This window comes from Streptomyces sp. NPDC086080, from assembly GCF_044540255.1.
Lineage (GTDB): Bacteria > Actinomycetota > Actinomycetes > Streptomycetales > Streptomycetaceae > Streptomyces.
In genome coordinates this window covers 293,061-313,829 of the sequence record NZ_JBITRU010000004.1, presented here as the reverse complement: position 1 = coordinate 313,829, position 20,769 = coordinate 293,061, and the positions used below count along the sequence as shown (strand labels likewise).

The 20,769-nt window shown below is 72.7% G+C and carries 16 protein-coding genes; 3 read left to right on the top strand and 13 right to left on the bottom strand.

Annotated features, from left to right (window positions below):
- Positions 1 to 3: 3 nt before the first annotated feature.
- From ACIF9R_RS07440 to ACIF9R_RS07410, 7 genes are all read right to left on the bottom strand, one after another.
- Complete coding sequence (locus ACIF9R_RS07440) at positions 4 to 1,092, bottom strand: glycine betaine/L-proline ABC transporter ATP-binding protein (RefSeq protein ID WP_399975564.1); 1,089 nt, start codon at positions 1,090 to 1,092, stop codon at positions 4 to 6.
- Complete coding sequence (locus ACIF9R_RS07435; protein ID WP_399975561.1) at positions 1,089 to 2,630, bottom strand: GMC family oxidoreductase; 1,542 nt, start codon at positions 2,628 to 2,630, stop codon at positions 1,089 to 1,091. The genes ACIF9R_RS07440 and ACIF9R_RS07435 overlap by 4 nt, the downstream gene beginning before the upstream one ends.
- 196 nt (positions 2,631 to 2,826) lie before the next feature.
- A complete protein-coding gene (locus ACIF9R_RS07430) occupies positions 2,827 to 4,347 on the bottom strand; it encodes an aldehyde dehydrogenase family protein (RefSeq protein WP_399975558.1) in 1,521 nt (506 codons plus the stop codon).
- Between the two features lie 297 nt (positions 4,348 to 4,644).
- Positions 4,645 to 5,634 carry a malate dehydrogenase gene (locus tag ACIF9R_RS07425; RefSeq protein ID WP_399975555.1) on the bottom strand — a complete coding sequence of 330 codons (990 nt, stop codon included), beginning with the start codon at positions 5,632 to 5,634 and terminating at the stop codon, positions 4,645 to 4,647.
- 1,192 nt (positions 5,635 to 6,826) lie between these two features.
- Complete coding sequence (locus tag ACIF9R_RS07420) at positions 6,827 to 7,969, bottom strand: DUF2690 domain-containing protein (RefSeq protein ID WP_399975553.1); 1,143 nt, start codon at positions 7,967 to 7,969, stop codon at positions 6,827 to 6,829.
- A gap of 627 nt (positions 7,970 to 8,596) precedes the next feature.
- Positions 8,597 to 9,115: a DUF3017 domain-containing protein gene (locus ACIF9R_RS07415; protein WP_399975550.1), complete on the bottom strand. Its 519-nt coding sequence runs from the start codon at positions 9,113 to 9,115 to the stop codon at positions 8,597 to 8,599.
- The gene (locus ACIF9R_RS07410; protein WP_399975548.1) at positions 9,105 to 9,959 is read right to left on the bottom strand and encodes a bifunctional methylenetetrahydrofolate dehydrogenase/methenyltetrahydrofolate cyclohydrolase; all 855 of its coding nucleotides are present in this window, start codon (positions 9,957 to 9,959) and stop codon (positions 9,105 to 9,107) included. Before ACIF9R_RS07410 ends, ACIF9R_RS07415 begins: the two co-directional genes overlap by 11 nt.
- A gap of 295 nt (positions 9,960 to 10,254) precedes the next feature.
- Here ACIF9R_RS07410 and ACIF9R_RS07405 point away from each other — a divergent pair, with 295 nt between their 5' ends.
- Entirely contained in the window at positions 10,255 to 10,902 is a 648-nt protein-coding gene (locus ACIF9R_RS07405; protein ID WP_399975546.1) for a hypothetical protein, read from the top strand.
- Between the two features lie 104 nt (positions 10,903 to 11,006).
- Here ACIF9R_RS07405 and purH read toward each other — a convergent pair whose 3' ends face one another.
- Together purH and purN are read right to left on the bottom strand one after the other, a co-directional pair.
- Positions 11,007 to 12,593, bottom strand: a complete 1,587-nt coding sequence (gene purH, locus ACIF9R_RS07400) for a bifunctional phosphoribosylaminoimidazolecarboxamide formyltransferase/IMP cyclohydrolase (RefSeq protein WP_399975544.1) — start codon at positions 12,591 to 12,593, stop codon at positions 11,007 to 11,009.
- Positions 12,590 to 13,228, bottom strand: coding sequence for a phosphoribosylglycinamide formyltransferase (purN, locus tag ACIF9R_RS07395; RefSeq protein ID WP_399975542.1), 639 nt, complete (start codon positions 13,226 to 13,228; stop codon positions 12,590 to 12,592). Before purN ends, purH begins: the two co-directional genes overlap by 4 nt.
- Before the next feature lie 388 nt (positions 13,229 to 13,616).
- Here purN and ACIF9R_RS07390 point away from each other — a divergent pair, with 388 nt between their 5' ends.
- Positions 13,617 to 14,426 carry a hypothetical protein gene (locus ACIF9R_RS07390; protein WP_399975540.1) on the top strand — a complete coding sequence of 270 codons (810 nt, stop codon included), beginning with the start codon at positions 13,617 to 13,619 and terminating at the stop codon, positions 14,424 to 14,426.
- Positions 14,427 to 14,569: 143 nt separating this feature from the next.
- On the opposite strand, the gene ACIF9R_RS07385 is transcribed toward ACIF9R_RS07390, so the two are convergent.
- Positions 14,570 to 16,153, bottom strand: coding sequence for a DUF6350 family protein (locus ACIF9R_RS07385; RefSeq protein WP_399975538.1), 1,584 nt, complete (start codon positions 16,151 to 16,153; stop codon positions 14,570 to 14,572).
- Positions 16,154 to 16,249: 96 nt separating this feature from the next.
- On the opposite strand from ACIF9R_RS07385, the gene ACIF9R_RS07380 reads away from it, so the two are divergent.
- Entirely contained in the window at positions 16,250 to 17,467 is a 1,218-nt protein-coding gene (locus ACIF9R_RS07380; RefSeq protein ID WP_399975536.1) for a hypothetical protein, read from the top strand.
- A 264-nt stretch (positions 17,468 to 17,731) separates the two neighbouring features.
- Here ACIF9R_RS07380 and sucD read toward each other — a convergent pair whose 3' ends face one another.
- The 3 genes from sucD to ACIF9R_RS07365 form a co-directional block, all read right to left on the bottom strand.
- Entirely contained in the window at positions 17,732 to 18,616 is an 885-nt protein-coding gene (sucD, locus tag ACIF9R_RS07375) for a succinate--CoA ligase subunit alpha (protein ID WP_399975534.1), read from the bottom strand.
- Between the two features lie 21 nt (positions 18,617 to 18,637).
- Positions 18,638 to 19,816, bottom strand: coding sequence for an ADP-forming succinate--CoA ligase subunit beta (gene sucC / locus ACIF9R_RS07370; RefSeq protein ID WP_399975531.1), 1,179 nt, complete (start codon positions 19,814 to 19,816; stop codon positions 18,638 to 18,640).
- 713 nt (positions 19,817 to 20,529) lie between these two features.
- On the bottom strand, positions 20,530 to 20,745 hold the full coding sequence (locus ACIF9R_RS07365; protein WP_399975529.1) for a hypothetical protein: 216 nt from the start codon (positions 20,743 to 20,745) through the stop codon (positions 20,530 to 20,532).
- Positions 20,746 to 20,769 lie beyond the last annotated feature (24 nt).

Genomic DNA, 20,769 nt, shown 5'->3' with positions numbered 1-20,769 from the left:
TCATCAGGCGGCCTCCTTCGCCGGACCGCCGTCGATTCCGGCGACGACCCGCAGGAGGCCGGCCTGGTCGACCCGGCCGAGGCAGCGGCCGTTCTCCACGACACAGGCGGCCCGGCCCGTACGGGCGACGACCTCGATGGCGCGGGCGACGACGGTGTCGGGCGCGAGGGCCCCCGGGTGGTCGGGACCGCCGCAGTCTCCGGGGCGCATCGCGGTGCGGACGCTCATGACCTGCTCGCGCGGGACGTCCCGGACGAAGTCACGGACGTAGTCGTCGGCGGGCGAGCCCACGATCTCCTCGGGCGTGCCCAGCTGGACCACGCGGCCGTCGCGCATCAGGGCGATCCGGTCGCCGAGCCGCAGAGCCTCCTGGAGGTCGTGGGTGATGAAGACCATCGTGCGGCCCTCCTCGTGGTGCAGCCGGATCACCTCCTCCTGCATGTCGCGCCGGATCAGCGGGTCGAGGGCACTGAACGGCTCGTCGAAGAGGAGGACCTCGGGGTCGACGGCGAGGGCGCGGGCCAGGCCGACACGCTGCTGCTGCCCACCGGAGAGCTGGGCGGGTCTGCGTTCCTCCATGCCCTCCAGGCCGACCTTGGCGACCACCTGGGCGGCCTTCTCGCGGCGTTCCGCCTTGCCCATGCCCTGGATCTCCAGGCCGTAGGCGACGTTGTCGAGGACGGTGCGGTGCGGCAGCAGGCCGAAGTGCTGGAAGACCATGGCGGCGCGGTGCCGGCGCAGTTCGCGCAGCCGTGCCTTGTCCATGGCGCGGACGTCCTCGCCGTCGATGGCGATGGTGCCCGCGGTCGGCTCGATCAGCCGGGTCAGACAGCGCACCAGGGTGGACTTGCCGGAGCCGGACAGGCCCATGACGACGAAGACCTCGCCCTTGCGGACGTCGAAGCCCACATCCCTGACGGCGGCCGTGCAGCCGGTGCGGGAGCGCAGTTCGGCCGGGTCGAGGGCGGTGAGCTCCGGGTCGCCGGGGACGCGGTCGGCCTGGGGGCCGAAGACCTTCCACAGGCCGTCGACGGAGAAGACGGGGGTGCCGGTGTCCGGATTCGCGGTGGCGGTGGCCGGGGTGGTCGTCACGCGGCACCGCCGATCAGCTCGGCGGCCCGCTCGCCGACCATGAGGACGGCGATCATCGGGTTGACGGCGGTCATGGCCGGGAAGACGGAGGCGTCCGCGATCCGGATGCCCTCCAGGCCGCGGATCCGCAACTCGGGGTCGACGACCGCCTGTTCGTCGTCGGCTGCGCCCATTCTGCAGGTGCCTGCCGGGTGGTAGACGGTGTGGGCGGCCTTACGGGCGTACTCGCTGAGCTCCTCGTCGCCGGTGACGTCCGGTCCGGGGGCGACCTCGCTCTTGAGCCAGTGCGCCAGCGGTTCGGTCTTCGCGATCTCGCGGGCGATCCGGATGCCGTCGACGAGGGTGCGGCCGTCGTAGTCGTCCTCGTCGGTGAAGTAGCGGAAGTCCAGGGCGGGTTTGACCCCGGGGTCGGCGCTGGTGAGGAACAGCCGGCCACGGGACTTCGGCTTGGGGATGTTCGGGGTCATGGAGACGCCGAACTCCGGCCGCCGGTAGCCCAGTCGCTCCGGGTTGTCGGTGAACGGGATCTGGTAGAAGTGGAACATCAGGTCGGGGCCCGCGTGTTCGGGGTCGCGGCGCACGAACAGGCCGGCGTCGGAGTCCATCGCGGAGTTGTCGGGGATGGGGCCGTCCGTCTCCCAGACGATCACCGACTCGGGGTGGTCGAGCAGGTTCTCGCCGACGCCGGGCAGATCGTGTGCCACGGGGATGCCGAGCGCCTCCAGATCGGCCTTGGGTCCGATGCCGGAGTGCAGCAGCAGGCGCGGCGAGTCGACGGCGCCGGCGCACAGCACGACCTCGGCTCGCGCCCTGACGAGGATCTCCTCGCCGTCCTTGGTGCGCACGTGGACGCCCTCGGCGCGGGTGCCGTTCAGCTCCAGCCGGTACGCCCAGGTCTCCAGCATGATCGTGAGGTTCGGGCGTTCGTCCATCACCGGGTGCAGATAGGCCACCGACGCCGATGAACGCTTGTTGTCCTCCGGGTGGTAGGCCAGGTCGAAGAAGCCGACGCCCTCGGTGAACGGCTGCTCGTTGAAGCCCTCGATCCGCGGGACGTCGAGGGCCGCCCGCGCGGCGTCGACGAAGTCCCGGGCGATGGCGTTCCGGTCCTTCTCGTCGACCGGCACGATGTTGTTCTCGAGGCGGGTGTAGTACGGCTCCATCCGCGCCGCGCCCCAGCCCTCGGCGCCGGCCGCCTCCCACTCGTCCCAGTCGGACGGCAGCGGCTTGAACGCGATGAGCGTGTTGTGCGAGGAACAGCCGCCGAGGACCCGGGCGCGGCTGTGCCGGATGCGCGAATTGCCGCGCGGCTGCTCGGTGGTGGGGTAGTCGTAGTCCAGCTCGCCACCGAGCAGGCCCATCCAGCGGCGCAGGGTCAGCACGTCGTCACGGCCGACGTCGCTGGGGCCGCCCTCGATGACGGCGACGGTCACGTCCGGGTTCTCGGTCAGCCGGGAGGCGATGACGGATCCGGCGGTGCCGCCGCCTATGACGACGTAGTCGTAGGTGATGTCACGTTCATGGGTGTGAGCTGGCATCGGGGTGGTACTCCTCCGGGGACTCGGGGACGGGTGGGTGGGTCGCGGTGGGACGGGCGGGATGACAGGCGGTGCGACGAGCCGCGTGAGGGACAGGGAGCCGACTGCGTGACGAGCGGTGGGGTGTTGCCGACGGGTGTGGTGGCGCGGGGACACCGTGCGGTGGTGCGGGTGCGCGGTGCGCGGCTGCGGTCGCTCAGCCCGCGAACCAGCGCACCGGCTTCGGCGCCAGGTTCTGGTACACGTGCTTGGTCTCGCGGTACTCGGCGAGACCGGCCGGGCCGAGTTCGCGGCCCACTCCGCTCCTGCCGAATCCGCCCCACTCCGCCTGCGGGAGGTAGGGGTGGAAGTCGTTGATCCATACGGTGCCGTGGCGCAGCCGTCCGGCCACGCGCCGGGCGCGGCCCGCGTCGGCGGTCCATACGGCCCCGGCCAGCCCGTACTCAGTGTCGTTGGCGAGGGCGACCGCCTCGTCCTCGGTGCGGAAGGTCTCGACGGTGAGGACCGGTCCGAAGACCTCCTCGCGCACGACGCGCATCCCACGGTGGCAGCGGTCGAGGACGGTCGGCTCGTAGAAGTAGCCGGCCTCGGGGCGTTCGGCGGACGGCTCGGGCCGCTTGCCGCCGGAGCGCAGCACCGCGCCCTCCTTGAGCGCCGACTCGACGTACGCCTCGACCTTCGCGCGCTGCTGTTCGGAGACCAGGGGGCCGCATTCCACGCCGTCCCCGGTGCCCCGGCCGAGCCTGATCCTCTCGGCGCGGCGGGCGAGTTCGGCGACGAAGCGGTCCCTGACCGGCTCCTCGACGATGAGCCGCGAGCCCGCGGAGCAGACCTGGCCGCTGTGGATGAAGGCCGCGTTGAGGGCCTGGTCGACGGCGGTGTCGAAGCCCTCGTCGGTGGCGCAGGCGTCGGCGAAGACCACATTGGGGTTCTTGCCGCCGAGTTCGAGGGCCACCTTCTTCACGGTGGGGGCGGCGGCCCGGGCGACCTCGGTGCCGCTGGCCAGACCGCCGGTGAAGGAGACCAGGTCGACGTCGGGGTGCTCGGCCAGCCGGGCGCCGACGGTGCGGCCGGGGCCGGTGACGATGCCCGCGACACCGGCGGGCAGACCGGCCTCCGTCAGCAGGCCGATGAGGGCGACGGTGGTGAGCGGGGTGAGCTCGCTGGGCTTGACCACGAAGGTGTTGCCGGCCGCGAGAGCCGGAGCGATCTTCCAACTGGCCTGGAGCAGCGGGTAGTTCCACGGTGTGATCAGCGCGCAGACGCCGACCGGCTCGTGCACGACGACGCTGTGGATGTCGGGCGATCCTGCGTCGACGACGCGTCCGGGCGCCTCCCCGGCGACCAGGTCGGCGAAGTAACGGAAGGCGTCGGCCACGCAGTCGATGTCGACGCGGCCCTCCTCGACGGTCTTGCCCGCGTCCCGGCTCTCCAGCAGGCCGAGCTTCTCCCGGTCCCGCACGAGCAGTTCGGCGACGCGGCGCAGCAGCGCGGCCCGTTCGGCGACGGGCGTGCGCGGCCAGGGGCCCTCGTCGAAGGCGCGGCGTGCGGCGGCCACCGCGAGGTCGGTGTCCTTCTCGTCGCCCTCCGCGACCACGGCGAACGGCAGGGCGTCCGCGGGGTCGAGGATCTCGCGGGTGGCCCCCGAGACGGCGGCCCGCCACTCGCCCCCCACGTGGATGGTGTCGCGCACCGGATGTTCTGTGGTGTCCGCCATGATCGGTAACTGCCTTCCGTTCCTGTTCCCTGTCCGTGCATGACACATGTGTCGCCCACGGGACCGGGTGCGCCTGCCCTGATGCTTCGAATGCATGCCCAATCGCCGAACGGAAGTGCGTCGAGTCACTGAATCCAGGGAGAAAGCACCAGAAATCACGCACGGAGCGGACCGGGCCGGGAGCCGATCCCCGGAACGGGAACGCGCGAACGCGGCGGGCCCCGCACCGGCAAACCGGTGCGGGGCCCGAAGTCCTGCGCGGACCGGATCGGATGTCCGGGCACCGCGCGGAAGGGATCAGATGAGGCCGAGGCCGCGGACCGCCTCGCGCTCCTCCTCGAGCTCCTTGACGGAGGCGTCGATGCGGGTGCGGGAGAACTCGTTGATCTCCAGGCCCTGGACGATCTCGTACTTCCCGTCCTTCACGGTGACCGGGAAGGAGGAGATCAGGCCCTCCGGGACGCCGTAGGAGCCGTCCGACGGGATGCCCATGGAGGCCCAGTCGCCCTCGGCGGTGCCGTTGACCCAGGTGTACACGTGGTCGATGGCGGCGTTGGCGGCGGAGGCGGCCGACGAGGCGCCACGGGCCTCGATGATCGCGGCACCGCGCTTGGCGACGGTCGGGATGAAGTCCTCGGCCAGCCACTTCTCGTCGTTCACGACCTCGGCGGCGTTCTTGCCGGCGACGGTGGCGTGGAAGATGTCCGGGTACTGGGTGGCGGAGTGGTTGCCCCAGATCGTCAGCTTCTTGATCTCGGAGACCGGCACGCCGGTCTTCTTCGACAGCTGGGTCAGCGCGCGGTTGTGGTCCAGGCGGGTCATGGCGGTGAACCGCTCGGCGGGGACGTCCGGGGCGGCGGCCTGGGCGATCAGCGCGTTGGTGTTGGCCGGGTTGCCGACGACCAGGACGCGGATGTCGTCCGCGGCGTGGGCGTTGATGGCCTGGCCCTGCGGCTTGAAGATGCCGCCGTTGGCCTCGAGGAGGTCACCGCGCTCCATGCCCTTGGTGCGCGGACGGGCGCCCACGAGGAGACCGACGTTCGCGCCGTCGAAGGCCACGTTCGGGTCGTCCGTGATGTCGATGCCCTGCAGCAGCGGGAACGCGCAGTCGTCCAGCTCCATGGCGGTGCCCTCGGCGGCCTTCAGCGCGGGCGTGATCTCCAGCAGGCGCAGCTTGACCGGCACGTCCGCGCCGAGCAGCTGGCCGGAGGCGATGCGGAAGAGCAGGGCGTAACCGATCTGGCCGGCCGCGCCGGTGACGGTGACGTTCACGGGAGTGCGGGTCATGGCGTTCTCCGTATGACAGCTGGCGGTGGGGCGGTCCCTGCCCCGGGGTGCGGGATCCCGCTCCGGCTCGTGACCGGCGTCCGCCACGATGATCGATCATCGGTTCGCATGATCGATCTCTTGGCGTCAAGAGAGATCCAGCGGTCAGGCTATCGCGCATCCACGAGCGCGGAAGGCCGGGCTCCCTGTGGCCCGCCCCACAGAGTGACCGCGTGCGCACCCGGGTAGCCGGGAGGGCACGGAAAGGGCGGCCGCACCGTCCGGGAGAGGTGGGGACGGGCGGCCGCCGTCGGGGACCGACCGTGCCGGACTCCCGTGGGGGTACTTTTCGCGTGCCCGTCTTTCGCGGCGGCATTCACGTCCCCACGATTTCCCCACACACAGGGGCCCATATGGCGTACACGTGGAGGCCGTCCCGCCCCGGAGCGCCGCTCCGGACCCACACCCACCCGCCACGGCCCGGCTCGACACCGGGCAGCACGCACCGCAGCCCGGCCCCTCGCCCTCGCCCTCGCCCTCGCCCTCGCCCCGAGCGAACGGCCCACCGTTCCGTCGATGGCCCCGCACGTCCTTCAGTCGCCCCGCGCCGGCACCACACCCCGCGTCCCGGATCGCGCGGCACCACAGGCCGGTCCCGCCCGGGACGGCGCAGGCCGGGAGCCCGGGCCACCGCACGAGCGACCCGCACCGCGGGAACGCGCACTCCCCGGCGAGCGGCCGCGTCCTCACCCCCGCGCCGGTCCCGCCCGGGACGGCACAGGCCGGGAGCCCGGGCCACCGCACGAGCGACCCGCACCGCGGGAACGCGCACTCCCCGGCGAGCGGCCGCGTCCTCACCCCCGCGCACCCCTTGCCGCCACGGCGGACCTGCGGGCCGCGAGCGGGTACGCACCTGCCGCCCCGAAGCTCCGTCCCGAACGATTGCCCCCCACCATCGGAGCCGTGAAACACCGGGTCCGACGCGCGTCCCCGCCGGTACGGCGGACTACCAGAGCCGGGGGTGGACCGCTGAACCGCCGGAGTTCCGGGGCGTCGGGCAGGGCAGACTGCCCGGGTGCTTCCGGGCGCCGGACCGGGCGGGAGGCCCGGACGCGGGCGCCAGACCGGGCGGGAGGCCCGGACGCGGGCGCCGGACCGGGCGGGAGGCCCTCCCGCCCCCGCCGCCGGAAGCGCGCCGGGAGCCACGGCCGGACTACTCCGTGCAGCCCTTCTCGCCGGAAGCGGCCAGGACCGCGCAGGCCTTCGCGTCCGTCGCGCTGTCGGCCGGCACCATCGGGGTGTAGGTGACGGTGTCGCCGGCCGCGGTGACGGTGTCGCTCTGCTTCGACGTGCCCGAGCTGATCTCGACGGTGTCACCCTGGGCGGCCTGGGTGATCCGTCCCCATGCCGCGCCGCAGGTCTCGCTGTAGCGGACCTCCACCGTGGTGGCGCCGACGGTGGCGGTCTGCGCCGTGGTGACGAGGTCACCGCTGCATCCCATGACCTCGGCGTCCTTGCCGGCGCAGCTCTCCCCGTTGCACTTGACGCCCGGGGGCAGGTTCACGTCGACGGTGGCGGTGGGCGACGGGGACTTCCGCGCTTCGTCCTTCTTCTTGTCGCCCTCGGTCCCGATGACGTAGAACGCGGCGGCGACCACCACCAGCACCCCCAGCGCACCGACGACGAACGTGGAGGTCCGCTTCTTGGCGCCGGCCCGGCCGGAGCCGCCCGAGCGGCCGTGACCGGACGCGTCCCGGGGCGGCGGGCCGTACGCCCCCGCCGGTCCTCCGTCGCCGGTGGCAGGCACCGCGGTCGCCGCACCGTAGCCGCCGGGGCCCGGCCGCGGCGCTCCGGAGACACCCCAGGAGTTCCCGCCGGGCGAACCGCCCACGGCGTCACGTACCTCGGAGGCGGTCGGCTGCGGCGGCACACTGGGCGCGACACCGGCCGGCCCCGCGCCCCCCGGACGGACGGCGGCGCCGCCCTTGCCCGGTCTGCTGCCCGACGACGGCCCGGCGACCTCGCTGAGCGCGGCACGCGCCTGCGAGATCCGGATGGCCTCCATCGTCATGTCGTGACGCATCTCCGAACGGCTCCAGGCGCGCTCGGCGAGCTCCCACATGGTGGTGAGGTGCAGCGGGTTGGTCCCGGTGACCTCGGCCAGGGCCACGATCGCACCCTTCGGCGCGAGCAGCCGTCCGTTCAGATAACGCTCCCAGGACGTCTTGCTGTAGCCCGTGCGGTCGGCGACCGACGCGACACTCAGGCCACTACGGTCCACCACCCGCCTGAGCTGGCTCGTGAACTCCCTGATCTGCGGATCGAGCTCTTCCGGCAAGGCCTTCCAACGAGGCATTGCTTCCCCCCTCTTCCCCCCGGTTCGTGCTGTTCTTTCCCTCGCGCATGGTGCCCTCTGCCGAGTCCCCGTCTGGCTACCCACAGGGATGCAGGCGGCCGGGGTCCCAGTTCCCGGGGTGGGGGCGCACGGGAGCATCAGGACTGCGGGCGCGCACCATCACACGCCTGCTCGCTTGCGGTCCAGTCTCCCACCGGTCGCCCCCTGGACCGTACAGAACCCGGAACTGACGGGCGGGACATCCCGGACCGCCCTCATTGTTCCTGCTCGACCTGCCTCCGCACCACTTCGCCACACATGCGCGAACTTGTCATCGGATGAACACCGACGCCGCAAGGATGAGCAGATGAATCCCGCGCGCCCCACCCGCTCCGAGGCAGGCCCCGGGCAGGGAAGATGCCTCGTCGCAGGTCCCGGAGCCGCTGATGTGTCGCGAGCGGGCCGCAGCCGCATCACGGGTCCGTGCGGGGATTCCGGGCGACGTACCGGAACGGTCACTTCCGTGCCACAGCGGCCGGACAGCCGTTGAACGGGCCCTTCGTCGTACAGGAGTGTGGTGCGCGGCGGAGGGCCCGTCCTCTCACGGGGGTGAGGACGGGCCCTCGTGCGAGGCCACTCCGGTGCGGCTCAGCCGCTGATCGTGAAGTGCAGCAGATCCGCCAGGAACGGGATCCTCAGCTTCGGATGTGGCTGGACCATCAGCGCCAGCAGCACGATTCCCAGACCCAGTCCGCCGTAGGTGACGATGTCGGTGAACCGGGAGCGCACCGCGAGCATGCCGACGTTCCGCACCAGCCAGCGCAGCAGGGCCCCGGTCACCAGGGCCACTCCGATCAGCAGCGTGCCGAGCCGGAACTGGTCCATCGCGGTCATCAGCAGCCCCAGCGCGACCGTGAGCAGCACGGCGAGGACCGGCCACTGACGGGCGGGCGCGGGCGCGTCCCCCGGAGCGGCCCTGCCTCCGCCCTCGGGACGCGCGGTGTCCCGGGTGAACAGCGGGAACCGGCGGGTGGCACGCCGCGGCCGGCCTGTGTCGTCGGGCGCGCTGACGGCATCGCGGACGGTGACGTCCGCCGGCCGCTCCACCGCCGCCCGAGGAGCGCCGGAGGGGTCCGTGGCCTCGGGGGCGTTCCGCTCAGCCGACACTGCGCTCCGCCGCCTCGACCACGTTGACCAGCAGTTGGGCCCGGGTCATCGGGCCGACGCCACCGGGGTTCGGGGCGACCCAGCCGGCCACCTCGGCGACGCCCGGGTGGACATCGCCCACGATCTTGCCCTCCGCACTGCGGGAGACACCGACGTCGAGGACGGCCGCGCCCGGCTTGACGTCCTCGGGGCGGATCAGATGGGCGCTGCCCGCGGCGGCCACGATGATGTCCGCCCGCCGCAGATGCGCCGGCAGGTCGCGCGTGCCGGTGTGGCACTGGGTCACGGTGGCGTTCTCGCTGCGCCGGGTCAGCAGCAGCGGCATCGGGCGGCCGATGGTGACACCCCGCCCGACCACCACGACCTCGGCACCCTTGATCTCCACGCCGTGACGGCGCAGCAGGGTGATGATGCCGTTGGGGGTGCAGGGCAGCGGAGCCGGCTCGTTCAGGACGAGGCGGCCCAGGTTCATCGGGTGGAGGCCGTCGGCGTCCTTGTCCGGGTCCATCAGTTCGAGGATGCGGTTCTCGTCGATGCCCTTGGGGAGCGGCAGCTGGACGATGTACCCGGTGCAGGCGGGGTCCTCGTTCAGCTCACGGACGACCGCCTCGATCTCCTCCTGGGTGGCCGTCTCCGGCAGTTCGCGCTGGATGGAGGCGATGCCCACCTGGGCGCAGTCGCGGTGCTTGCCGGCGACGTACTTCTGGCTGCCGGGGTCCTCCCCCACGAGGATGGTGCCGAGGCCGGGCGTGACGCCCTTCTCCTTCAGCGCCGCCACACGGGCGGTCAGATCGGACTTGATCTCGGCTGCGGTGGCCTTGCCATCGAGAATCTGGGCGGTCATGCCCCCCATCCTCGCGGATGACCGGGCCCCGGTACCAATCAGCCCGCATTCCGGTCCGTCGCCGGGGCCGCGATCCGCGACCGGTCCTCTTCCACTCCCATCCGCCCAAGATCAGTGATGTTGCACTTGCACAACACATACGACGTACGGCTGGACAGGGAAAGGAACGGTCAAGAACGATGAGGGGCACAGTGCCGCGGGCAGAACCGGGGGGACGGACCGCATCTGTAGAACTTCCTCCGCGCCGCGCCTCGCGTCGTCCCCGCACGTGAATGACAACGGAGGAAAAACCGCCATGAGTTTCGGCGACCCGAACAACCCTTACGGGCAGCCGCCCCAGCAGCCTCCGGCCGGCGCTCCGGGTTACGGCTACCCCCAGCAGACCCCGCCCCCGCCCGGCGCACCGCCACAGCAGGGCTACGGCTACCCCGGCTACCCGGGTTATCCGGGTGCCAACGTGATGGCGCCGCAGTCGATGCCGGGGTTGCTCGTGACCGCCCGGGTCTTCCTGTTCATCATCTCGGCGGTGCAGATCCTGGCGGGCCTTTCCTGGATGTACGTGGCAGCCTTCGTCAACGACGTCACCGACGCCGCCGACGACCTCAGCGCTTCCTCCGATGACCCGTTCAGCTCGATCGGCGAGGGCGGTGACATCGCGGCCGGTGCGCTGGTGTTCCTGGCACTGTTCACGCTCGGCCTGGCGGCGCTGTCCATCACGCTCGGCGTGAAGTTCGGCAGGGGCGGCCAGGGCATCCGGATCACCACGGTCGTCTACGGCGCGCTCGGCACGATCCTCGGTCTGGTGGGCCTGTTCATCGGCCTGGACTCCGGCATGGCCACGGCAGTCATCTTCCCGCTGCTGTGGGTCGTCTTCGGCGCCATCATCACCGCGGCCCCGGTAGTCCCCAGCGGCACAGCCTGGTTCGCCCGCCCCCGCTACTGACGCGTCGCGCGAACGGACAGTTCGCACCACTGACGTCGGGGCCGTGTCCCACTCCCGGTGGTGGGACACGGCCCGTGCGTGGCGTCGGCCGTCAGCCTCGGCCGTCAGTGGAAGAAGTGGCGCGTGCCGGTGAAGTACATGGTCACGCCCGCCTTCTTCGCGGCCTCGACGACCAGTTCGTCGCGGACCGAACCGCCGGGCTGGACCACGGCCTTCACGCCGGCCTCGGTCAGGATCTCCAGGCCGTCGGGGAACGGGAAGAACGCGTCCGAGGCTGCGTAGGAACCGGCCGCGCGCTCGGCGCCCGCCCGCTCCACCGCCAGCTTCGCGGAGTCGACACGGTTGACCTGGCCCATGCCGACGCCCACGGAGGCGCCGTCCTTGGCAAGCAGGATCGCGTTGGACTTCACCGCGCGGCAGGCCCTCCAGGCGAAGGCGAGATCGGCCAGCTCCGCCTCGGAGAGGGCCTCACCGGTGGCCAGCGTCCAGGTCGCCGGGTCGTCGCCCTCGGCCTGGAGGCGGTCGGTGACCTGGAGGAGGGCGCCGCCGTCGATGGGCTTGACCTCGACGGGGGCGGCCGGGGCCTCGGGGGCACGCAGCACGCGGATGTTCTTCTTCTTGGTGAGGGCGTCGAGGGCGCCCTCCTCGTAGTCCGGCGCGACGATGACCTCGGTGAAGATCTCCGCGACCTGCTCGGCCATCTCCTTCGACACCGGACGGTTGACCGCGATCACACCGCCGAACGCCGACAGCGGGTCGCACGCGTGCGCCTTGCGGTGCGCCTCGGCGACGTCCGCGCCGACCGCGATACCGCACGGGTTGGCGTGCTTGATGATCGCGACGGCCGGGGCGTCGTGGTCGTACGCGGCACGGAGGGCGGCGTCCGTGTCCGTGTAGTTGTTGTACGACATCTCCTTGCCGTGCAGCTGCTCGGCCTCGGCGAGACCGCCCGTCCCGGACACGTAGAGCGCCGCGGGCTGGTGCGGGTTCTCGCCATAGCGGAGGATGTTCTTGCGCTCCCAGGTCGCGCCGAGGAAGTCGGGGAACCGGCCCGCGGCGGAGCCGCTGTCGGCCGCAGCGTCCACCGGGGCGTACTCGGAGGCGAACCAGCTCGCGACGGCGACGTCGTACGCGGCCGTGTGCTGGAAGGCCTCCGCGGCGAGCCGCTTGCGGGTGGTGAGGTCGAAGCCGCCGTCCCGGACCGCGGCGAGGACGTCGCCGTAGCGGGCGGGGCTGGTGACCACGGCGACCGACGGGTGGTTCTTGGCGGCGGCACGCACCATGGACGGGCCGCCGATGTCGATCTGCTCCACGCACTCGTCGGGCGTCGCGCCCGAGGCGACGGTCTCCCGGAACGGGTACAGGTTGACGACGACGAGGCCGAACGGCTCCACGCCCAGCTCGGTCAGCTGCCGCCGGTGGTCCTCCAGGCGCAGGTCGGCGAGGATGCCGGCGTGGACCTTGGGGTGCAGGGTCTTGACGCGGCCGTCCAGGCACTCGGGGAAGCCGGTGAGCTCCTCGACCTTGGTCACGGGGACGCCCGCGGCGGCGATCTTCGCGGCGGTGGACCCGGTGGAGACGAGCTCCACGCCGGCCTCGTGCAGGCCGCGCGCGAGGTCCTCGAGGCCGGTCTTGTCGTAGACGCTGACGAGCGCCCGTCGGATGGCCCGCTTGTTGCTCTCGGCGGTCACTGGATAACTACCTTTCGTCCCTCAATGCGATAGCCGTTACGGGCGAGCCGCCCCACGACCTCGACGAGCAGCCTTCGCTCGACTTCCTTGATGCGCTCGTGCAGAGCGCTCTCGTCGTCCTCGTCCCGGACCTCCACCACGCCCTGCGCGATGATCGGCCCGGTGTCGACGCCGTCGTCGACGAAGTGGACGGTGCAACCGGTGACCTTGGCGCCGTAGGCGAGCGCGTCCCGCACACCGTGGGCTCCGGGGAAACTGGGCAGCAGGGCGGGGTGGGTGTTGACGAACCGCCCGCCGAAGCGCGCGAGGAACTCCTTGCCCACGATCTTCATGAACCCGGCGGACACCACGAGGTCGGGCTCGTGGGCGGCGACGGCCTCGGCGAGCGCCGCGTCCCACTCCTCGCGGCTCGCGTGATCCCTGACCCTGCACACGAAGGTCGGCAGCCCGGCACGCTCGGCCCGGGCCAGCCCCTCGATGCCCTCACGGTCGGCGCCGACGGCCACGATCTCGGCTCCGTACGCCTCGGTGCCGGTGGCGGCGATCTCGTCGAGGAGCGCCTGCAGATTGGTGCCGGATCCGGAGACCAGCACGACGAGACGCCTGGCGCGCTCGGCCACGGGCTTGGCGGCCACGGTGGGGCCCTTTCTCGGGGAGCGTCTGTACGGCCGGCGGCACAGCGCTTTGTACATTCATACGAATGCTTCGCGCCCCCGGATACGGGGAAGCCTACGAAGCGGCCGACCGTCAGCAACGATACCGGCACACCGGACGGCCCCCACGGGACGGGGGCGTGGCCGGAAGGTAGCGTCTGGGACGAGCCGGTCCGGGAAAGCCGGTACTGGAACGCCGGGCGCGCGCGGGAACGCGCACCGCGCACCACGCGTTCACAGGAGGACGGACCCGGGCCGCGCGGTGCTGACGGGAACGCACCAGCTCACAGCTCAGTCGTAGTCGAATACGTCGTGCGAGGCGGTCGCGCCGGACCACGCCGTGCTTCATTAAGGGGAAGACGCTCACTTGATGCCGGACCGCAGCCTGCGATTCCTCACGTTCCCCCAGCAGTCGGGCCAGGGAGGGGAGCGTGGCACCGTGCTGCTGCGGGAGCGCCCCGCCTCACCGCCCGACGCCCCCCGGGGCGGGGGCGACGGCGATCGCGGCTCCCAGAACTCCGGGGGCTCGCAGGGCTCCCAGACCCCCGGGACCCCTCCTGGCTCGCAGGGTCCCGAGGAGGACAATCCGTTCGCGCCGCCGCCCGAGGGCACTCCCGACCGGCCCTGGCAGCCGCGGCACCCCTCGGGCGGGGAAGGCGGCCGCTCCCCCTGGGGCCGGAACTGGAGCGACCGTCAGCCCGGCCGTTCCTCCGGCGGTTTCGGCGACCGGCCGCGCGGCCCCGAGGAGCAGGGCAGCGGTCCTCAGACCCCGGGCCCCCGGTGGGACCCCACGGACCCGTCCCAGCGCAGGGCGCGCTATGCCCTCCTGTGCGGCATGTGGGCCTTCTTCTTCGCCCTCTTCAGCTGGCCGTACGTCGCGCTGCTGCTGGGTTCGCTCGCCATGTACTGGGCCATCAGCGCCCTGCGCGCCAAGCCCCGCGGACAGGACCCGGACTCCCCGGCGCCCGAGCAGAAGGGCCGCCCGCAGACCACGGCCGCGGTGAGCGGTCTGGTCACGGCGTCCCTGGCGCTCGCCCTGGTGGCCGCGTCGTTCGTGGCCCAGCTGGTCTACAGCGACTACTACACCTGCACCAACGACGCCCTCACCCAGGAGGCCCGCCAGGGCTGCAGCGACCTTCTCCCGAAGGAACTCCGCGGCCTTCTCGGCGAGGGCGAGTGACGCTTCCGGCGTGAGAGTCGGGGGCCCGGGCCGCCTCCGGCGTGACAGCCGGGCGCCTGGGCCGCCTCCGGAGCGGCACTCCGACCCCGCGCGCCCGGCACGGTGCCGGACGCGCGGTCGAGCACGTGGTGGCCGAGAGACAACTACGGTCCGTCCACGCCAGGGCCCGACCGGGGGGCGGCGCTCCGACCCCGCGCGCCGGGTGTGCCCTCGCGCGTGAGGTCGAGCGCGTCGTGGTCGAGGAACAGGTACGGCTCGTCCGGGTCGGGGCCGGAGGGCGAGGCCGCCGGCTGCCGTGGTGCGGTCCGGGCCGTCGCCCCCTTCGCGGCCGAGGTGGCGGCACGAAGGAGGCGGAGCCACCCGCCGCGCGGGGACACCCCGCCCCGGGCGCCGGGCCCCGGCACCCGCCCCGCCGGGTCACCGGCGAGCGGGCGGGCACGCCAGGCCCGTACCACCAGCGACGCGACGATCGCCGTCAGGCCGATCCACACCAGTGTCGCGCCCCCCGTCCACCACCACACCGGACCGAACCGGGAAAGCGCCGCCACACCCAGCGGCCCGCCCGCGAGGGCGGCGAGGACGGACAGCAGAACCGCGCAGAGCACCGCCGACAGGGCCGCCGCGCCGACGGTCCGGCCGCGCGTCCAGACTGGAGCGGGCGCCCGTCCGCTGATCGTGGCGCCCCGGCCCACGAACCATCCCGCCACGCCCCCGGCCGCCAGCGGCACCGCGGCGGCCGCCCAGTTCACCGGCGTCCCAGGACCCGCGTCCGGAACCGCCGCGAGCAGGGGGAACGGCGGCAGCAGCGGCGCGGAGGCGGAGGCGAGCGGGGTCACCAGGGTGCCCTCGCCGAGCAGGAAGCCGGGGCCGAGGGCGTAGGCCGCGGCCCATACCGCGGCGTTCGGCGCCAGGGCGACGCAGAGCAGCAGCACCGCCAGCCATCCCGGGCGGCCCTCGGTCAGCCGCGTGAACGCCGTCCGCGTCTCCCCGCCGTGCCAGGCCAGCGACACCGCGAGGAGCAGCGCCCCGCCGCCGGCCAGTACGGTCGCCCCGGCCACCGCCGCACGCGCCGCGACGCCGGGGCGACCGTCCGGCCCGAGGACCAGATGGCGTACGCGTCGGGGCAGGACCCGGCCCAGAACCCGCTCCAGCGGTCCACTGGGACGGCCGTACGCGGACCACACCCCGGTCCCGGCGGCCAGCACGGCGACCAGGGGCACGCACACCCCGGTCCCCACCCAGTCGGGCCGCAGTCCACCGCCGGCGGCGTAGCACGCGATGGGCGCGCCGACGGCGAAGTAGCCGAGGACCACGCCCGTCAGCGCCGTACGGCCGGGGACCAGGGGGGCCTCGCCGCCCGCATCCCCGTCCGCGGCGTCACGGGCGGCGCGGTGCAGCAGCCACACCGGCAGCGCGAGCAGCAGCAGCGGCGGGAGGCCGATGGGGGCGGGCACCCCGGAGAGGGTGTCGGTGCGGATCAGTTCGGCGCCGTGCGCCAGCAGCCACACCGCGGCCGCGACGTGCAGGGCGCCGTCGGGGCCGCTGTCCGGGTAGGGAGAGCTGACCCACAGCAGCATCACGAGCACGGTGAACACCGCGAACCCGAGTACGGCGGCGAGCACACCGCCGAGGAGGCCGGCGGCCAGCCCGGGTGCGCGGTCGCGCATCCGGGAGAGCAGGGCGGCCGGGGTCGAACGGCGAGCGGTCGTCTGGATCACGCCCGCCATGCTCCCAACGACACGCGCTTTCCCGGTGTAACGGGCGAAGCCCGGCTGTGTCGCTCAATATATGTTTATGTACTTTTCTGTACGGAAGGGTGCCTGGTGAAGCGGAGCCCTGTCACCCCGCTTCCTCCGCCCACGGAACGCCGACGCCTGCGCGAGGCAGGCGCGCTGACGCGGGCTCAGCTCGCCGCATGTGTGGGCGTACGGCCGGAGACCGTGCGTTCGTGGGAGTCCGGCCGCGGCACACCGCGCGGCCGGAGCCGGGAGGCGTACGCCAGGCTGCTGGCCGGCCTGGCGAAGCCGGCGGAAGGGCCGGCCGGAGCCACGTCAGGGGGTGGAGCCGGGGGCGGCGGCGGGGACGCGGGAGCGAACCGTCAGCGGAAGGAGGACACCGCGGTGGTGACGGTGCGTCCGGACGAGCCGGGCGGCGGCCGGGGCCACGCGGCGGCCGGGCCGGAGCCGTCCGCGTACGCGCAGGCACCCCCGCCCGCCCGGGTACCCGGGGAGGAGAGCCGCCCCGGACCGACACCGGCTCAGGCCTTCGACGCCCTGTACTCCTGCTGCGCCCCCGCCCTCGTCCGGCAGACGTATCTGCTCAGCGGCCGGCGGGACCTCGCCCGCGAGTCGGTGGAGCGTGCCTTCCAGCAGGCCTGGGACCACTGGCCGGAGGTGGCCCGGGACCCGGACCCGGCCGGCTGGGTACGCGCGGCGGCGCACGAGTGGGCGCTCTCCCCCTGGCACCGCTTCCGTCGCCGTCACCGGCAGCCGGAACCCCCGCCGCCCGGGGACGACGACCGTACGCTCCTGGAGGCACTGCTGCGTCTGCCGCCGCCGTACCGCCGCACGCTGTTGCTGTACGACGGGATCGGCCTCGGCCTGCCGGAGACGGCGGCGGAGACGGAGGCCAGCACCCGCGCGACGGCCGGCCGGCTGATGTACGCACGCGAGGCCGTCGCCGCCCGGCTGCCGGACCTGTCGGACCCGCGGGAGCTGCACCAACGGCTGGCCGAACTGGCGTCCACGGGTCGGCTGCGGGCGGCCGAGCCGCCGGAGGTACGCGACGGCAGCGAGCGCCGGGCACGCTTCTGGACGCGCGCCGCCATCGCCGTCACCGTCGCCCTGATCGGCACCACGGCCCTCACCCTGCGCACGGCACCCACCCGTTACGAGCCGCCGGTGCCGCCGGGCAGGACGGTCCAGGGCGTTCCGCCACGCGTGGCTCCCGGTCCCCTGTCGGACGAGCAGCGGGAGCTGCGGGACACGCTGCGTGAGGAACTGTCACGAGGACCGCAGCGGCTGACGCCTCAGGCGCGGTGAGCCACGGCGCCGCGCACGACGCGACGACGAGCCATGGTGCCGCGTACGACGCGACGGTGAGCCATGGTGCCGCGTACGACGCGACGGTGAGCCATGGTGCCGCGCACGACGCGACGGTGAGCCATGGTGCCGCGCACGACGCGACGATGAGCCATGGTGCCGCGCACGACGCGACGGTGAGCCGCCTCCCGCGCGGGAACGACGGTGGGCCCGCCCCCTGGTGCGGGGAACGGGCCCACCCGTGCGGTGCGCCGTGCCGGTGACTCAGCCGGCGAGGATCGCGCGCGCCAGCTTGGCCGTCTCGGTCGGCGTCTTGCCGACCTTGACGCCGGCGGCCTCGAGGGCCTCCTTCTTCGCGGCGGCGGTGCCGGAGGAACCGGAGACGATGGCGCCGGCGTGGCCCATGGTCTTGCCCTCGGGCGCGGTGAAGCCCGCGACGTAGCCGACGACCGGCTTCTTCACGTTCTCCGCGATGTAGGCCGCGGCCCGCTCCTCGGCGTCGCCGCCGATCTCACCGATCATCACGATCAGGTCGGTGTCGGGGTCGGCCTCGAACGCGGCGAGCGCGTCGATGTGCGTGGTGCCGATGACCGGGTCGCCACCGATGCCCACGGCCGAGGAGAAGCCGATGTCACGCAGCTCGTACATCATCTGGTACGTCAGCGTGCCGGACTTCGAGACCAGGCCGATACGGCCCGGCTTGGTGATGTCGCCCGGGATGATGCCGGCGTTCGACTGACCGGGGCTGATCAGACCCGGGCAGTTCGGGCCGATGATCCGGGTCGTGTTGCCCTTCTCCACGGCGTACGCGTAGAAGGCGGCGGTGTCGTGCACCGCGATGCCCTCGGTGATGACGACCGCGAGCGGCATACCGGCGTCGATGGCCTCGACGACGGCGGCCTTGGCGAAGGCCGGCGGGACGAAGAGGACGGACACGTTCGCGCCCGTCTTCTCCATGGCCTCGGCGACCGTGCCGAAGACCGGGATCTCGTTGCCGTCGATGTCGACCGACGTGCCCGCCTTGCGGGGGTTCACGCCGCCGACGATGTTCGTGCCGTCGGCCAGCATGAGCTTGGTGTGCTTCATGCCCGTGGCACCGGTCATGCCCTGGACGATGACCTTGGAGTCCTTGTTGAGGAAAATAGCCATGGCTGTTCTGTCCCTCGTCCCTTACTTCGCAGCCGCGAGCTCGGCGGCCTTGTCGGCCGCGCCGTCCATGGTGTCCACGCGCTGCACCAGCGGGTGGTTGGCGTCGGAGAGGATCGTGCGACCCAGCTCGGCGTTGTTGCCGTCGAGACGGACGACGAGAGGCTTGGTGACCTCCTCACCCCGGTCCGCGAGCAGCTGGAGCGCCTGCACGATGCCGTTGGCGACCTCGTCGCAGGCGGTGATGCCGCCGAAGACGTTGACGAAGACGGACTTGACGTCCGGGTCGCCGAGGATGATCTCCAGGCCGTTCGCCATGACGGCGGCGGAGGCGCCGCCACCGATGTCGAGGAAGTTGGCGGGCTTGACGCCGCCGTGCGCCTCACCGGCGTAGGCGACGACGTCCAGGGTGCTCATCACGAGACCCGCGCCGTTGCCGATGATGCCGACCTCACCGTCGAGCTTGACGTAGTTGAGGTTCTTCTCCTTGGCGGCCGCTTCGAGCGGGTCGGCCGCGGCCTTGTCCTGCAGGGCCTCGTGCTCCGGCTGACGGAACTCGGCGTTCTCGTCCAGGGAGACCTTGCCGTCCAGGGCGATGACGTCACCCGAGGCGACCTTGGCCAGCGGGTTGACCTCGACCAGGAGCGCGTCCTCGGCGACGAAGGTCTTCCACAGGGTGACCAGGACGTCGGCGACCTTGTCGGCGACCTCGGCCGGGAACTTCGCGGCCTCGACGATCTCGCGGGCCTTGGCGGGGGTCACACCCTCGTTGGCGTCGATCGGCGTCTTGGCAACGGCCTCCGGACGGGTGGCCGCCACCTCCTCGATGTCCATGCCGCCCTCGACGGAGGCGATGGAGAGGAAGGTGCGGTTGGCACGGTCGAGGAGGAAGGAGACGTAGTACTCCTCCAGGATCTCCGGGGCCGTCTCGGCGATCATCACCTTGTGGACCGTGTGGCCCTTGATGTCCATTCCGAGGATGTCCGTCGCGCGGGCGACGGCCTCGTCAGGGGTCGCGGCGAGCTTGACGCCGCCGGCCTTGCCACGGCCGCCGACCTTCACCTGGGCCTTGACTACGGACTTGCCACCGAGACGCTCAGTGGCTGCGCGGGCCGCCTCAGGCGTGTCGATGACTTCACCGGCCAGCACCGGTACATCGTGCTTTGCGAAGAGGTCCCTCGCCTGGTACTCGAACAGGTCCACGCGCTTCCGTCCCTATCAGTGATCTCGCGGTTCGTTGGATGCGTGGGCGTGCCGCGAAGGGCAACGTGACGTCCGCTGTGTCACAAGGGAGGCGCACACGGTGTCCGAGCGCGCGGCATGTCCGTCTCGCAGGTTATCGCCGCACGGGTGACCTCTCTAAATCGCGGGTCACACGTGAGCGGTGATACCTGTCACATGATGCCGCCATCCCTGACACGCCGTGCCGGACGTGAGGGGCCTCACCGGGCTGGGGTCGACCCGGTGAGGCCCTTCGAGCACCCGGACAGGGCGGTGCACGCCCGGTTTCCGGGATGCGGGGGACCGGCCTCCACCCCAATGGGGGCGGGTCACCCTTCCGCGAAGGGTGCGACCGGACGAGCCGACGGCTTTCGGCTGTCCGTGTCCCGACGCCCCCGCGGAGTCCTTTGTTACCCGTGAGTCAGGTCCGGGTGGGAGGCGGGTCCGGCAACCGGCCCTCCTGGCCGGACGGTCCGCTCCGGTTTCCGCCGGGGCGGGCGGATTGTCCGCGCGGGTACACCGGCTCAGCGCGCAACGACGGTGCCGGGTACGAGCCGGGGGCGGGCCGGTGCGCGGTACGAGCCGGGGGGGCGGGCCGGTGTGCCGTGGTCCGCCGCCGTGCGGCTGCCCGGTGCGCCGTCCGACCGGCCGTCGGCGGGGGCGTGGGGGCGAGGAACGGTCCGGCGCGTACGCCGTCACGTCGCGGGGGCGCCGTCCCGGCGACCGCCGTGCCCCCCGTGCGTCCCGCTGCCGGGGCCGGTGAACTCCGGGCCGTGCGCGGCGGCGGTCGCGGTTCCGTCCGGTCCGCCCTGGGCTGCCGGTCCGCCCTGGGCGTCCGGGGCGGCCACGCCGAACGAGCCCTCGGAGACATCGACGGTGCCCGACCCCTTCGCCTCCCGACGGCGGCGCAAGGGGCGGCGCGCGTGGCGACGGGG

Coding starts and splice junctions, on each gene's coding strand:
- ACIF9R_RS07435 (WP_399975561.1), bottom strand. CDS start 2,630: ATGCCAGCTCACACCCATGAACGTGACATCACCTACGACTACGTCGTC.
- ACIF9R_RS07430 (WP_399975558.1), bottom strand. CDS start 4,347: ATGGCGGACACCACAGAACATCCGGTGCGCGACACCATCCACGTGGGG.
- ACIF9R_RS07425 (WP_399975555.1), bottom strand. CDS start 5,634: ATGACCCGCACTCCCGTGAACGTCACCGTCACCGGCGCGGCCGGCCAG.
- ACIF9R_RS07420 (WP_399975553.1), bottom strand. CDS start 7,969: ATGCCTCGTTGGAAGGCCTTGCCGGAAGAGCTCGATCCGCAGATCAGG.
- ACIF9R_RS07410 (WP_399975548.1), bottom strand. CDS start 9,959: ATGACCGCCCAGATTCTCGATGGCAAGGCCACCGCAGCCGAGATCAAG.
- ACIF9R_RS07405 (WP_399975546.1), top strand. CDS start 10,255: ATGAGTTTCGGCGACCCGAACAACCCTTACGGGCAGCCGCCCCAGCAG.
- ACIF9R_RS07390 (WP_399975540.1), top strand. CDS start 13,617: ATGCCGGACCGCAGCCTGCGATTCCTCACGTTCCCCCAGCAGTCGGGC.
- ACIF9R_RS07385 (WP_399975538.1), bottom strand. CDS start 16,153: ATGGCGGGCGTGATCCAGACGACCGCTCGCCGTTCGACCCCGGCCGCC.
- sucD (WP_399975534.1), bottom strand. CDS start 18,616: ATGGCTATTTTCCTCAACAAGGACTCCAAGGTCATCGTCCAGGGCATG.